Origin of the sequence: Limosilactobacillus vaginalis DSM 5837 = ATCC 49540 (genome assembly GCF_000159435.1) — a bacterium.
GTDB classification, from domain to species: domain Bacteria; phylum Bacillota; class Bacilli; order Lactobacillales; family Lactobacillaceae; genus Limosilactobacillus; species Limosilactobacillus vaginalis.
The window spans coordinates 383252-397503 of the sequence record NZ_GG693412.1 but is presented as its reverse complement, the minus strand read 5'-3'; the positions used below and the strand labels follow the sequence as shown (position 1 = coordinate 397503).

Sequence of the window (14252 nt, the reverse complement as noted above, 5' to 3'; positions counted from 1 at the left end):
CGGAAAAGTTAATGCTTTTCCAGCTCTTATTAATCATAATTAAATTCTATTTATTATCTTGACCGTTTGATGTAAAGCCATCGCCCTTACCCATTGGACCGTGTTCGTTAGCTTTTAAGCTTTCGACAGTTGGTGCACGGAATTCGTGTGATGCAATTCCCTTCATCGTTAATAAGAGTAACAAGTTAAAGACAACTGCGATTCCGAGAAGGACAAGGTTACAGAACAATGTGTAGTGAGTACCAAGACCACCACTGATTGAATCACGAAGACCAAGAATTGAGTAGGTCATTGGTAAGTACCAGTGAATAACGTTGTAGAACTTCATGGTAACTTCCATTGGGAATGTCCCACCGGAACCACCAAGTTGTAACATCAGAAGAACCATGGCAACAAACCGTCCTGGGTTATCAAAGGTCATCGACAAGAACATTACGACGGCCATTGAAGCGAGTCCAAAGAGGATTGTTGTGGTAAAGAATGACGGAACGTGGTCAATTGTTAGTCCACACATCATCATGATTCCACATTCAACAACGGCCATGGCAATTGCGGCTACCGCACCAACGACAACCTTACTGAACCACCAAGCAGTTGCAGAAGCATCTGGATCCGCAACCCGCCGAATTGGGTAAACAAAGTTGAAGACCAACATACCAACATAGAGGGCAACTGACAAAACATAAGGTGCCAATGCATGACCGTAGTTTGGTACGTAACTGTAGTTAGAGTGCTTTTCAACTGAAGGTTCAGCAATCATCTTAGCAGTCCGGCTAGAAGTCTTAATACCATTAATTGTCTTCGCACCCTTGCCAAGAGCAGTTGAAAGCTTAGAAGCACCAACATTCAACTTGATAATTCCTTGAACAAGTGCAGGTGAATTATCAACTAATTGCTGAGTACCAGCAGCTAATTGGTTAACACCAGCAGTTAATGCAGGAACCTGACCATTCAATTGACCAAGAGCACCAGCAAGTTGACCAGCACCAGAATTCAATTGACCAGAGTTAGCAGTTAATTGACCAGCACCAGCACCAGCTTGAGCAACCCCAGCGGTGTATTGGCCAATCCCAGAAGTTAACGTTCCGGCACCTGCAGCAGCGGTATTTGCACCACTATTTACTTTATCTGCTCCTTTAGCTAATTCTGAAGTTGCTAATGTAAGCTGACTGCTCATACCACCAATTGCGGTACTGGTTTGACTTTGCATATTCGTTAAACTGTTTTGAAGAGCTAATGCAGCCTCTTGTACTTGCTTAGTACTATTTCCTGCCTGTGTAGCAGATTGATCAACTGCCGTCCTTAAATTATTAACGCCAGCTTTAAGTTTAGTAAGCTGACTTACTAAAGTAGCTTGATCTGAATTTGAACTAGCTGATTGTAGTTGTTGCGTAACTCCAGCAAGTTTCTGTTGATCTGCCTCACTCAGCTTACTCTTATCAATTGAATTCAATACTCCAACAGCACTGTTCAATTTTGTTGAAGAACTATTTGAAGATACAGCTGATTGAATCTGACCAATTCCATCACTAATTTGACCTAATTTAGCAGATAATTCAGTCATCTGAGACTGCGTTGAAGCTAATGGGCGTAAAGCGTTATTAAGAGCTGCTCCCTTATTACTTATATCTCCAGACATGCTATTCATTTGATTTTGCAGTTCTGGAATCATGCTGTTAACTTTACCATTTAACTCGTTAGCACCGTTTGATAATGTTTTAGTTCCAGTGCTCAACTGACTCAAACCACTTTGCAACTGGCTAGCACCAGAATTCAGCGCACCGGAATTAGCGTTCAACTTGCTCAATCCAGCAGCAAGCTGACCGACACCACCAGTGTATTGGCGGATACCGTTAGCAAGTGTCTGACTACCAGATGCCAATTGTTGAGCACCGGCAGCTAATGGGGCAACGCTTACTCGTAATGTTTGAACACCGTTGTTTACTTGGGAAACCCCGACGACGTATTGGTTAACCCCGCTTTGAAGAGTAACCATTCCAGTACTCAATTGCTTTGCCCCGTTGGAAGCCGTACTCATTCCCTTACCAACAGTGTGCAAAGCCTTGAACATTGCCGTAGCGTATGCCCGGGTAACTTGCGCCCGAATACTTTCGTTTAGCTTAGTCATCCCGAGTTGGCTAATTACTTGACCAATGTAGTTAAGAGAACCATTAGTCTCGTACTTCAACTGCATTTGCTTAGGATGCTTATCCAAAACTGTTGTGGCGTCCTTAGAGAAGTCCTTTGGAATCGTCACTACTGTGTAATATTTCCGGTGAGTTAAACCATAATGCGCCTTTTCTGGTGAAACGATTTCCCACTTTAATTGCTTATTCTTCTTTAATTCTTTGACCATCCGGTGTCCAATATCCATCGTTTGTCCACGATATTCAACTGGAACATCCTTATTGACAACCGCTACTGGTAAGTTTTCTGTACTCCCGTATGGATCCCACACAGACTTCAGGAAAAAGATACTGTAAAGGAATGGGATGATACAAATAACAGTAGTGGAAATCAATAACAGTCGATTGTGCAGGATATTCTTAAATTCTGCTTTAATCGCATTCCACATTTCTATTCTCCTCTTATCCCCTAAATATTTTTATTAATAATTTCATTGTTTTTGTTCCAATTGACGACCAATTGATAACGACTGCATCGTTCGTTTGGCAAACTCAATCACATGTTCAATTGAAACATCATAATTTTTCTCCTGCCACCAATAAAACGTGCCGATTAGTGCGCCACTCAAAACATAAGCCAGCATCTCCGGATCGTCGGTTTGCTGTAATAATTGAATAATAGAATCATTGCTCTTTTCACGTCGTCGTTCCAACATGATCTGGCTTAAGATATGCATCATTTCAGCATATAGCGAACTGTGAGCACTTTCAGATGCTAAGTGCCGAAAAACGCTCTTATGATCATTGACGTAATAAATTAATTGCTTAATTAGATCATCTTCGGAATCACTACTATCAACCAAGCGGTTTATTTGTGTTCCTAAAGTTTGTTCAAGGAGGTCATATTTATCACGGAAATAGCGGTAAAAACTGCTTCGGTGTAATAACGCTTCTTGACAAATCTGATCAACGGTTAAGTGCTCAAAGGAATGCTCTTCAAGCAACGTCAACAATGCATTTTGAAAATCACGCACGGTTCTCGTGACTCGCACAACTTTCCCCTCCTTTTCGTCAATTTTGCAATGAATATTGTAAGCCGTGTCAAAAATAGACAACAGAGTTAATCCGGCACATCTGCTCTAAAATAAGACAAAAAGAAACTATTGTCTCATTAAGATTGGGACAATAGTTTTACTATACAACATTTTATTCAATTGTAGTTCTTTGATTTGAAGTTCGTTGACGATAAGCAACCTGAGCTTTCAGCCCATAGTCGGCAGTTGTCATGATTGTGGTGCCGCTTCGGCCGGGAATTTTGTTTGGCCCGTCAACCACGACCAAGTTGGCCAAATAAATTCGGTACTTCTGGTGGGCTTCCCGAACATCGGTCAACCCAATCTTCGAAATATGCCCAACTGGCCGTCGCTCCATTTGGTTCATCCCCATATAAATTTCGAGGCGGTGACGAAGCGGATCATGGACCAGTTCAAAAAATGGTGGAATTGACTCCGCATTCAATGCTTGAACTGGTTTATGGGTCTCTTGGTATTGACGGATAATCTCCCGTTCATTCATCCCGTTAAAATCATTGACAAAGATCTTTTCTGTTAAGAGCCGGTCAACCACTTTTTGGAGGTTCTCCTGTTCCGCTTGGTCAATCTCAACGGTTGCGGGAATAGTATCTGCACCATCAAAAAGGCCGTTTGACTGGTTAGCAAGCCCGGTTGAATACCGGTTTGCTCCCCGTCTCATTTGTGACTGATTATTATCCGCAAATCTTTGCCCCGTAATTTTGGCAATTCGTGGTGACAAAAAATCAAATTGTGATGTCTTTCCTAAAAAGTAAAAAACAAAGTTAACGTAAATAAAGTATGTGATTGCAATCATCGCTAAGCAATACAAAAAGCCTCGCAACCAGGCTTGGTTAATGAATAAGCGAAAAGTCACGTATACCAAATAAATATCACCCAGAGTTGCCAGAATAATATAAATCCGGTTCTTTAATTTAACGTCCAAGTTAAAGTAACTTAGCGATGAGTTAATCATATCGAGAAAACTAAACATTAGTTAGGTTCACCCCGCTTATTGATTATCAGTCGTGGTCTGATTATTAGTATTTTGACCACTATTTGATTGACCTGTCTGGTTTTCATTGCCAGTTGAAGTATTACCACCGTTATTTTGCTTATTCTGGGTAGTAGTCGAGGATGAGCGTTCAGTATCGTTCCCAGTATTATTTTGATTTTCCTGAGTAGTTGAATTGTTATTACTACGAGTACTGGAAGATTGCTGTTCGCTTTCATCCTGTTGTGAAGATGACCGGCTAACTGAACTACTGTCATCAGAGTCCATTCGTCGACTAACCGATGAGGTAGAACTTACTCGTGCACCTTCAGATGTATGCGTTGCGTGATTAACCACAACGTTAGTAGCTCCCAGTGCTAATACGATTGAAAACAACGCAAAGGGAGTTACGAAAGGTGGGATTTTATTTGCCATAAATAAATGCTCCTTTTCTACAACCTATCATACTCGCTTTTTTCCTCCATAAATGTTAAGGAAAATTGAAATTATTTTGCCTTTTTCTTGTTTGCCCGACAATTAGCACAAATGCCATGCAGTTCAAACGTATGCCCATTAATTTTGGCCCCCGGCAGCTGCTTGGCAAAAAAAGCATAGTCAATCGGTGGCATTTTGATCTCTTGCACCCTGCCACAAACATCACAAATAAAATGATGGTGATGGTTGGAATCACAACAAACCTTAACCTGCATCCGTTCACCAGCTTGTCTCGTTTCAACAATCCCCAAGCTTTCAAAATCCTTTAGGTTCCGGTATACAGTTCCATGGCTAAGTCCTGGATTATCCTTTCGCAAGCGCTGATCAACATCCGTAAAATCAATGTAGTGATCAGGATGCTCAGCTAAAATCTCAATCATTTGCTGACGCTGCTTAGTCCATCGTGAACCATTATCCTTTAATACCTTACGAGCTTGCTCTACAAGGGTACTCATCTAATGCCACCTCCCCAATGAGAAAAATATTCTACCACAAATCAGTCTTTTTCTGAACTGATTCGTCTTACTATTTGGTCAATCTGATTAGTTGTTTGCGACCAGGAATCATTAACAACAACGTTTGCAATCCCTTTAAGCTCATCTGGCAAATGAAGGTCCCGATGATACTCAGGGCTCTTCAGTCTTGAATGAACTGCCCGTAATTCATCTCCCCGTTTAACCATTCGATGAGCTAACGATGCAATATGACTCACCGTCAAAAAGATAATTACCGCGCGATCACCAAGCTTCTGGTAATAGGTGAACGCGCCCTTAGTATCCAGCACAATCACGTTATCATGCCCCGTCTGCCATCCCGCAACCAAGCTTTCCAATGAAGAGCCGTAAAGGTGGTGATCATATTCAACGGATTCTAATAAATGAAGTTTGTTCATTGAAGCTGGCGTCTCAAAATGGTAATCAACCCCATCCCGTTCATTTGGGCGAGATGCTCGCGTTGTATGGGTAATAACCCGTTCCATTTTGTAACGGTCATGAAGATACTTAGCAACCGTTGTTTTTCCCGAACCAGCTGCACCGGCAATTACAAATACTTTCCCGAAATTCATATTACTTGGTTAAATGATCGTTAACTTGATCGAGAAGTTGCTTGAGATTGTCGTAAGTCAACCGTTCCCGAGCGTCAGCATAGTTAAACCAACCGCAGTTTTTAATTTCTTCTGCTTGTAAATGAATATCTTCGCTCTGCGTTAAGTCTGCAGTATACAGCGTCATCTGCTTCCGATTACCATTTGGCAAGTCATATTCGGTATATACATGAAAACTAGTGTCGATTGGCAGCACTAATTGCGTTTCTTCTTTAATTTCTCGCTTAGCAGTCTCTTCTAAGGTTTCGTTTCCTTCAACGTGACCTTTAGGGAATCCCCAAAAATGGCCCTTATTCTGACTTTCTAACAGTAAATATTCAATTTCACCATTATTCTTTCGGTAAACAACAGCACCACTAGTGATTTCAATTGCCATAGTTACTTGACTCCCTTTAAAAATAATCTAATGTTTCTAATTGACTTTTAATGTTAATCAAATGTATTATATTTAGTATCCGCGACAGGAATTGTCCCTTGTCGCTAAATTTATTATAGCAAAGGTGGGTTAAAGATGGGCTTAAACATTTTCCGAAAAGAAAGCCTCGATCGTTACCTTGGAGCTGATAAGCTTTTTGTTAAGACGATGAATGCTCGTGATCTGATGGCTATCGGGATCGGAACCGTCATTGGGACTGGGATTTTCATTCTTCCTGGTACCATCGCGGCTAAGCAAGCTGGACCGGGAGTCTCCCTTTCCTTCTTGCTTTCCGCAATTGTCTGTGCATTTGCTGCAATGTGTTATGCCGAATTTGCTTCAGCATTACCCGTTGCTGGTAGTGCTTATTCTTATGGTAACGTGGTGTTCGGCGAATTCTTTGGTTGGCTCCTTGGTTGGGCGCTGGTTTTGGAATATATGCTTGCCGTAGCATCAGTCTCAACGGGGTGGGCGGCCTACTTTAACTCATTTATTGAAAGTTTCGGGTTAAAGATTCCCCATGCCTTATCTGGTCCATTTGATCCCGCACACGGTACATATATCAATATCGTTGCGGTTGTCATCGTCCTCTTAATCACCGTAATGTTATCTCGTGGTCTGCAATCTTCCGTTCGGGTTAACAACATTGCGGTGGTGATTAAAGTTGCCATTATTCTAATTTTTATTGTTGCTGGATTGTTCTTCATCAAGCCAAAGAATTACCACCCATTCTTGCCTTACCACATGAGCGGGGTTATTCATGGGGCAACGATTGGTTTCTTTGCTTACTTAGGTTTTGACTGTGTTTCTAGTTCAGCTGCTGAGGTGAAGAATCCAAAGCGCAACATGCCGCTTGGAATTATCGGGACTTTAGGAATTGTTACCCTGCTCTACATGGGGGTTGCTATTGTTCTTACAGGGATGGTGAAGTATACACGACTGGATGTCGCTAACCCGGTATCATACGCTCTTCAGCTAGTTCACCAAAACTGGCTGGCAGAACTGCTTTCAATCGGGGCACTAATTGGAATGTTTACCATGATGGTTGCCATGATCTACTCAAGTTCTCGACTAATTTACGCGATCGGCCGTGACGGATTACTCCCAGCATTTCTGGGAAAGCTAGATAAGAAGAGTCACTCTCCACAAGTGGCCCTCTGGATTGTGGCCGTGATCATCGCTACCATGGGCGGTTTAGTTTCACTTGATCAATTAACTAGTTTAGTTAACATTGGGACCTTATTTGCCTTTACACTGGTTTCATTTGGAATTATTCCTCTCCGTCGCCGAAAGGATATTGGTAATCGTGGTGGCTTTAAGGTTCCCCTTTACCCATTTATTCCGATTCTTTCCGGACTGCTTTGTCTGGCAATGATGACCCAGTTACAGCTCGAAACTTATATTGGTGCCGGAATTTGGTTTACACTGGGAATCATTATCTACTTCACTTATGGTTACTGGCACAGTAAACTAAACGACAAACAAAATTAAATTTAAAGCTCTGCGGATTGGCTCCATTTCAGAAGCTAATCCGCTTTCTTATTCCCTGATAAATATTTGACAGCCCAGTTTCAAGTTTGTTAGTGTTTTTAACAATCTGTTTTAAAATTTATTGTTAATTTCAAGGAGGAATCAATTAATAGACACTCTTAAATGACTGTCTAATATTTATGGAATATACAAAAAAGAATTACAAGAAAGCACCGTTAAAAGCCGTTCACTTTCGCGTTTTATTTGCGATTATTCTTGGTCAAATTGCCTGTGGGTATGCCCTAGGTATTAGTGGTACCGGGCTTACTCAAGCACAGCATTATATTACCATCAATGATTTTTGGGTCGGCTTAATCGGTGCTGGTAGTTTACTGGGACTCATGGGAAGCGCACTAATGGGACGAATTGCCGATCAGTTTGGTCGACGTCGAATGCTATTGGTTGACATGTATCTTTTTGCGGTCTTTTCGCTTCTTCAGTTAGTAACTACTAACCTGTTCTTATTGTTTATTCTTCGTCTCCTTATTGGCTTAATGATTGCCATTGACTACACTGTAGGAAACTCACTGCTCGTTGAATGGCTGCCAGCAAAAGAAAGTGGTAAACAACAAAGCCAATTAATTATCTACTGGACAGTCGGCTTTATTCTTTCCTACATTGCCGGGATTATGATTAGCGGTTTTGGCAGTCATAATTGGCAAGCGATCCTTGCTTCTTCTGCTGTTCCTGGATTAATTGCCGGAATCTTTCGTTCAGTATCCAAGCTCCCTGCTTCTCCTAGCTGGCTTGCTAGTCAGGGTGAAAATAAAAAGGCCCAGAAGTTAATCCAAAAGCATATTGGTAAACGCTGGGGTCTTCCTCTCCGTCTCCTTAAAGCTAAACCCGTTGACAACATTTCCTGGACGATCTTATTTAGTAAAAAGTACCGTTGCCGAACACTTGTCGGTGGATTATTTTATGCTTGCCAGGCGTTTGCTTTCTTTGGCATCAGTATCTTTTTACCGATTCTATTAAAGAGTATGCATATGGGCGATAGTAATTTATCAGGAATAATTTACAACGGTTGCATGATGGTGGGAGTATTGATTGGTGCATGGATTTTCAAAAGAATCAGTCGCCGAGCATTCTTAATTGGAACCTTCTTCCTATCTGCACTTAGTTTGATCGGCATGATCATTGGCCCTCAGTCGTCTTTCGGCTTTCAAATTGGGATTTTTGCACTATTCTCAATCATCCTTTCTTCAGGGTTGACCCTTGACTACCCTTACCCAACCGAACTCTTTGACATTAAAGTTCGGGCTACCGGAGTTGGAACTTGTATCACAATTAGTCGGATTGGTGCTGCTAGCGGAACCTTTCTCTTGCCAGTATTGACTAACATTGGTGGTGCGCATCTCGCAATGCTCGTTTGCACCATCGTTTTAATCATCGGTGGTCTGATCTGCCTTCTCTGGGCTCCCGAAACATCGCCACGATTTGTGAAAAGCAAATAGATATCAAATAACCTGAGATTAGTTCAGAGCCAGAAATAGTCTTAGGTTATTTATACTTAGTGCTCTCCAAACTTACAGAGTCTAATTGCGGGAATCCAAATAGGCTCACTTCGTATCGTAACTGAGGGACTCGAGCCTAACGCAGCGAAGCAAGCCTATTCGGCTACGAACGACTCTGATGAGTTCCTCATCATTCATCGTTCTAGATTAGTCAACCGTCCCTCCGAGAAAGTTAATTCCCAGCTTATTTATTTATGAATTTTCATTGAACTATTGTCTAAAAATCCTTTAATAGCGCCTTCTCACCTTAACCAGAATGGTATAATATTCTTACGAAAAATAAGAAAAGGACTGATTAAAGCAACTTAACTCAAAGCGAACAACCGACTGTTAATCATGGGGACGGGATCCCATGAGATTGTTGCTTTATAGTAAATATTTGAGGAGCAAAATGAAAGAACAATATCAATTAACTACTGATGAATTAAAGAAAGAATTCAACTTAACGGACTTCACTCAGGGTTTAACTAGTGCCGAGGTAAAGCAAAAGCTAGCCAGCGATGGTCAAAACGTCCTTGAAGTAAAGCCGACTCCTAAGTGGAAAATCTTTCTTCGTCAATTTAATAACATTGTGATCTACATTCTGTTAGTTGCAACGTTATTAACAATCATTATTGGGCATTATACTGATGCCATTGTTATTGGGGCTGTGGTTGTCTTAAATTCCTTGATCGGGTACTTCCAGGAAACTAGTGCTGCCAATGCCCTTGCCAAAATTAAGGAAATGATGGCTAATCAGGCAACCGTCTATCGAGACGGTAAACGTCAGGACATCGATGCTGCTGATCTAGTTGTTGGTGACGTGGTTTTCCTTGAGGCTGGTGACAACGTTCCGGCCGACTTGAGGATTGTTTCTGCAGATAATTTACGGATTGAAGAATCTGCGTTGACTGGGGAAACGAACTCTGTCATTAAAACAGACCAAGCATTGACTGATACTGATATTCCGTTAGCAGAACGCGTAAACATGGCATATGCTTCCACTTCCGTAACAAGCGGAAGCGGTCTGGGGGTTGTAATTGCTACTGCTGAGCAGACTGAAATTGGGAAAATTTCTCAAGAAGTTGCCCACATTAAGCCAAAGAAGACCCCGCTTACCCGGGAAATTGATCATGTTGGGACAGTGGTTTCGTACATTACGATCACAACCTCGATTATCGTCTTCATCGTTGGGTTTATGCTTAAAATTTACTCACTCCCTGCATTAGCGCTTGCTGTTGTTGCAATGCTTGTGGGGGCGATCCCTGAAGGTTTACCAGCGATTACTTCTGTGATCCTAGCCTTTGGAATCAGTAAAATGGCCAAATTGTATAAGACAATTATTAAGTCAATGCCTGCCGTAGAAACTCTCGGTTCGGTTGACGTGATTGCAACTGATAAAACTGGGACATTGACCAAAAATGAAATGACAGCGACTGAACTGTGGGTTGGCGATCAACTCTATCAAGTTTCAGGAACTGGATACGCACCAACCGGTGAAATTAAATTTAACGGTAAAAAAGCGCCACTTACTGACCAACTCAAACTTTTTGTTGAAGCTGGTTATCAAGCCAACGATACCGTGTTAAGCGAAAACGATGGTGCTTGGCACATTAATGGTGAGCCTACTGATGGTGCCTTCTTAACGCTCTATCACAAGGCATATGGTCCTAAGCACCAATCACAGTATGCCGAAATTGACCTGTTACCATTTGACTCTGATTACCGGTACATTGCCGAACTGACAGAGAACCAAGAAAGCCACGAAAAAGTAATCTTCATCAAGGGTTCTCCTGATAAGTTATTTGAAATGGCTCAAAAAGAAGATCCAAGCTTTGACCTTGCCAAGTGGCAACAACGGGTTAACGACTGGTCAAGTGCTGGTAAGCGGGTGATTGCCGTTGGTTATCAGCCAGTACCAAGCAACGAAAACTTAACTGAGGTGGAACACGAACACCTTTACCAGGGTATTAAATTCCTTGGTCTCGCTGCACTACTTGATGCACCACGAGAAGAAGTCATCGTTGCCTTAAAGAAAATGAATACTGCTGGGGTTCACGTTAAGATGATTACCGGTGATGATCCGCAAACCGCTCGGGCAATTGGTAAGGAGTTAGGATTAACTAATGGTCCAATCAATGCCATTACTGGTGCAGAATGGGATAAGTTATCCACCAAAGAACGAGAAAGTGCTGCAATGGATAACCAGGTTTTTGCCCGAACAACCCCGCAAAATAAGCTTGAAATTGTTGAAGCCCTTCAAAATCAACAGCAGGTCACTGCCATGGTTGGTGACGGGGTAAACGATGCTCCGGCCTTGAAGAAGGCTGACATTGGGGTTGCCATGGGAATCAAGGGAACGGACGTGGCGAAGGACGCCGCTGACATGATCCTTGGTGACGATAACTTTGCTACTATGGCAGCAGTAATTAAGGAAGGTCGCCGAATCTACGACAACATTAAGAAGAGTATTCTCTTCCTCCTGCCGACATCCTTTGCAGAGGGACTTGTCGTTGCTTTCTCGATTTTGACCGGTCAGCAAGTTCCCCTTCAACCAGCTCAATTGCTATGGATCAACCTGATTGCCGCTATCACAATCCAGTTTGCCTTTGTCTTTGAAAAGGCTGAGGATGGGATTATGGAACGTTCACCACGACCAATTACTCAGCGATTGATGAATCGTCATGATCTCTTCCAAATGGGTTATGTATCTGCGTTAATGGCAATTTTCGCCTTAATTGGATACGAATGGTTCATCCGGGGTGGTGCAAGCGAAATAAACGCCACAACAATGATGGTAAACACAATTGTTATCAGTAAGGTCTTCTACTTCTTCAGTATTAGAACTGAACAGTACGGGTTAACTCAAATTAACGATATTAGCAAAAATGCCTGGGGCGTAATTGGATTGATGATTATCTTCCAGCTCTTCTTGACTTACGTACCGTTTATGCAAACTGCTTTCCATGTTACTGGAATCAGTCTCGCTGAATGGGGTGCCGTAATCCTCTTCTCCTGCTTGATTATGATTTTCACTGAAGGAGATAAGTGGATTCGGTCAAGGGTGAAAAAAGTAAATTAAATAGCTTTAATCGGTGAAAGAACAGTCTTTTCACCGATTTTTCTTTACCCGTTAATATTTAACCGCACAAATAATCGCCAATTTAGGGCTTGCAAAATTAAATTTCTAATGGTATTCTAAGAAACATCAAGTACACGAAAGGAGAAAGATCAATGTTAGTATTTAATAATCAATTACAACAATCTTCCTCCTCAGCCTCTAGCTCTATTCGAGGCTGAGTGATTTTAGTGTACCTATAGAACGGTTTAATGAATTGCCGGGTTCACTTAATCATTTGGCACTTTCCAGATGATTAAGCGTGGACCCGGTTTTTATTATGCCGATTTTGAATTGGAGGAATGGCGATGAATAATCAACCAAAAGAAGATTTAAAACGGTCGTTAGGTTTTTGGTCGGCAATCTCGATTGTCGTGGGGACAATTATTGGTTCAGGGATCTTTTTCAAACAGGGTTCCGTTCTTGACAGTGCCGGTTCATCAACTTTAGCCATCGCCGCCTGGGTGTTTGGTGGGATTATTACCCTAACTGGTGGTTTAACTGTCGCTGAAATTGGGGCTCAAATGCCATACACTGGTGGTCTTTACGTCTACATTGAAAATCTTTATGGCCGGATTTTTGGCTTCCTTGCCGGATGGATGCAAGTAATCGTCTATGGTCCCGCAATCATCGCTTCAGTTGCCGGGTTTATGAGTATCTTAATGGCCAATTTCTTTGGTCTTGGTACTGAATGGCGAATTCCACTGGCTGTCATCACCGTTCTAGCAATCGGTGTGATGAACCTTTTTGAAAACAAGGTTGGTGCGATCTTTGCCATTATTACAACGGCAGGGAAAATGATTCCAATCGCAGCAATTATTATCTTCGGTCTCTTTTTTGGTAACCAACATGCATTTGGTCAAACCGTTACCGAAGTTCAACACGCTACTGGCGGCTTTGGTGTTGCAGTTTTAGCCACCCTCTTCGGTTACGATGGTTGGATCCTAATCGCTAACCTTGGTGGTGAAATGAAGAACCCACAAAAGTTGCTACCAAAGGCAATTATCTTGGGAATTACCGCTGTTTTAGTAATCTACACTTTAATCACTATTGGAATCCTCAAGTTCCTGCCAGCTAACTTAATCCACCGCCTTGGCGAGAACGCCACTGCCTACTTAGCAACGAAGGCATTTGGTGCTATTGGCGGGAAGCTTCTCTCGGCCGGAATTATTATCTCGATGATGGGAACGCTTAACGGGAAGATGATTACCTTCCCCCGGATCGTTTACGCAATGGCGCGTCGTGGCGATCTTCCATTCTCGCGCTTTCTCTCGTTCGTTACACCAAAGGGAAAGTCGCCAGTCGTTGCCACATTATTTATCGTGGCTCTTGCAACCGTGATGATGTTTTTCTTTGATCCTGACCACCTCTCGGATCTTTGTGTCTTCACAGTTTACTGCTTCTACCTTTTAGCATTTTTCGGAATTTTCATTTTAAGAAAGAAGAACAAGGAGCCTCGTCCTTTCAGCACCCCGCTCTACCCACTTGTACCAATTATTGCAATTGCCGGTGGAATCTTCGTTCTTGTCAGTGAAGTCTTCAACGACCCTGCCGGTGTCCTTCTCTTCATCGGAATCGTCATCGTCGGTCTTCCAATCTTCTATGCCGTCAAAAGGATGGATGCAAAGAGAATGTAATAGGAGAGTGCGAGCACGTTAAAACCTTCCGGTGGCTAACGATTTCTCCACCGAACGGCGACTTGCCGTCGGAGGTGGAGGTCGTTAGCTCGAGGAAGGTTAGTGCGAGCAGATCTTGACTATGTTGTCTAGAACTGAAGATAGTTCCTGGCGAGCAGATCTTGACTCTGTCGCAATAGAACCTGTCAAATAAACCTACACCCCTAATAAAGGCCGAGAAAAGCAAACAACTTTTCTCGGCCTTTATCGATCTAGTTTTCAATTTACAT

The 14252-nt window shown here is 42.3% G+C and carries 11 protein-coding genes; 4 read left to right on the top strand and 7 right to left on the bottom strand.

Translation table 11 applies throughout. The annotated features are described in order from the left end of the window. Nucleotides 1-46: 46 nt before the first annotated feature. The 7 genes from HMPREF0549_RS01775 to HMPREF0549_RS01745 form a co-directional block, all read right to left on the bottom strand. Nucleotides 47-2575, bottom strand: coding sequence for a YhgE/Pip domain-containing protein (locus HMPREF0549_RS01775; RefSeq protein WP_003716543.1), 2529 nt, complete (start codon nucleotides 2573-2575; stop codon nucleotides 47-49). Nucleotides 2576-2617: 42 nt separating this feature from the next. Next, complete coding sequence (locus HMPREF0549_RS01770; RefSeq protein ID WP_040530712.1) at nucleotides 2618-3178, bottom strand: TetR/AcrR family transcriptional regulator; 561 nt, start codon at nucleotides 3176-3178, stop codon at nucleotides 2618-2620. Between the two features lie 154 nt (nucleotides 3179-3332). Continuing rightward, entirely contained in the window at nucleotides 3333-4190 is an 858-nt protein-coding gene (locus HMPREF0549_RS01765; protein ID WP_003716541.1) for a DUF6681 family protein, read from the bottom strand. Nucleotides 4191-4208: 18 nt separating this feature from the next. Next, nucleotides 4209-4625, bottom strand: a complete 417-nt coding sequence (locus HMPREF0549_RS01760; RefSeq protein ID WP_003716540.1) for a hypothetical protein — start codon at nucleotides 4623-4625, stop codon at nucleotides 4209-4211. A gap of 71 nt (nucleotides 4626-4696) precedes the next feature. Continuing rightward, on the bottom strand, nucleotides 4697-5140 hold the full coding sequence (locus tag HMPREF0549_RS01755; RefSeq protein WP_003716539.1) for a Fur family transcriptional regulator: 444 nt from the start codon (nucleotides 5138-5140) through the stop codon (nucleotides 4697-4699). Nucleotides 5141-5181: 41 nt separating this feature from the next. Next, nucleotides 5182-5751 carry a guanylate kinase gene (locus HMPREF0549_RS01750; RefSeq protein WP_003716538.1) on the bottom strand — a complete coding sequence of 190 codons (570 nt, stop codon included), beginning with the start codon at nucleotides 5749-5751 and terminating at the stop codon, nucleotides 5182-5184. Between the two features lies 1 nt (nucleotide 5752). Beyond that, nucleotides 5753-6166, bottom strand: coding sequence for a bis(5'-nucleosyl)-tetraphosphatase (locus tag HMPREF0549_RS01745; protein ID WP_003716537.1), 414 nt, complete (start codon nucleotides 6164-6166; stop codon nucleotides 5753-5755). Between the two features lie 135 nt (nucleotides 6167-6301). On the opposite strand from HMPREF0549_RS01745, the gene HMPREF0549_RS01740 reads away from it, so the two are divergent. The 4 genes from HMPREF0549_RS01740 (at nucleotide 6302) to HMPREF0549_RS01725 (ending at nucleotide 13983) form a co-directional block, all read left to right on the top strand. Then, entirely contained in the window at nucleotides 6302-7696 is a 1395-nt protein-coding gene (locus HMPREF0549_RS01740; protein ID WP_003716536.1) for an APC family permease, read from the top strand. A gap of 179 nt (nucleotides 7697-7875) precedes the next feature. Continuing rightward, nucleotides 7876-9189, top strand: coding sequence for an MFS transporter (locus tag HMPREF0549_RS01735; RefSeq protein WP_003716535.1), 1314 nt, complete (start codon nucleotides 7876-7878; stop codon nucleotides 9187-9189). A 451-nt stretch (nucleotides 9190-9640) separates the two neighbouring features. Beyond that, complete coding sequence (locus HMPREF0549_RS01730; protein WP_003716534.1) at nucleotides 9641-12310, top strand: HAD-IC family P-type ATPase; 2670 nt, start codon at nucleotides 9641-9643, stop codon at nucleotides 12308-12310. 344 nt (nucleotides 12311-12654) lie between these two features. Then, nucleotides 12655-13983 (top strand): APC family permease, encoded by a 1329-nt coding sequence (locus HMPREF0549_RS01725; RefSeq protein WP_040530710.1) that lies wholly within the window; start codon nucleotides 12655-12657, stop codon nucleotides 13981-13983. Nucleotides 13984-14252 lie beyond the last annotated feature (269 nt).

What these genes read in the sequence shown, in the direction of transcription:
- HMPREF0549_RS01740 (WP_003716536.1), top strand. Translation starts at nt 6,302, where the DNA reads ATGGGCTTAAACATTTTCCGAAAAGAAAGCCTCGATCGTTACCTTGGA.
- HMPREF0549_RS01730 (WP_003716534.1), top strand. Translation starts at nt 9,641, where the DNA reads ATGAAAGAACAATATCAATTAACTACTGATGAATTAAAGAAAGAATTC.
- HMPREF0549_RS01755 (WP_003716539.1), bottom strand. Translation starts at nt 5,140, where the DNA reads ATGAGTACCCTTGTAGAGCAAGCTCGTAAGGTATTAAAGGATAATGGT.
- HMPREF0549_RS01760 (WP_003716540.1), bottom strand. Translation starts at nt 4,625, where the DNA reads ATGGCAAATAAAATCCCACCTTTCGTAACTCCCTTTGCGTTGTTTTCA.
- HMPREF0549_RS01725 (WP_040530710.1), top strand. Translation starts at nt 12,655, where the DNA reads ATGAATAATCAACCAAAAGAAGATTTAAAACGGTCGTTAGGTTTTTGG.
- HMPREF0549_RS01750 (WP_003716538.1), bottom strand. Translation starts at nt 5,751, where the DNA reads ATGAATTTCGGGAAAGTATTTGTAATTGCCGGTGCAGCTGGTTCGGGA.
- HMPREF0549_RS01775 (WP_003716543.1), bottom strand. Translation starts at nt 2,575, where the DNA reads ATGTGGAATGCGATTAAAGCAGAATTTAAGAATATCCTGCACAATCGA.
- HMPREF0549_RS01745 (WP_003716537.1), bottom strand. Translation starts at nt 6,166, where the DNA reads ATGGCAATTGAAATCACTAGTGGTGCTGTTGTTTACCGAAAGAATAAT.
- HMPREF0549_RS01765 (WP_003716541.1), bottom strand. Translation starts at nt 4,190, where the DNA reads ATGTTTAGTTTTCTCGATATGATTAACTCATCGCTAAGTTACTTTAAC.
- HMPREF0549_RS01735 (WP_003716535.1), top strand. Translation starts at nt 7,876, where the DNA reads ATGGAATATACAAAAAAGAATTACAAGAAAGCACCGTTAAAAGCCGTT.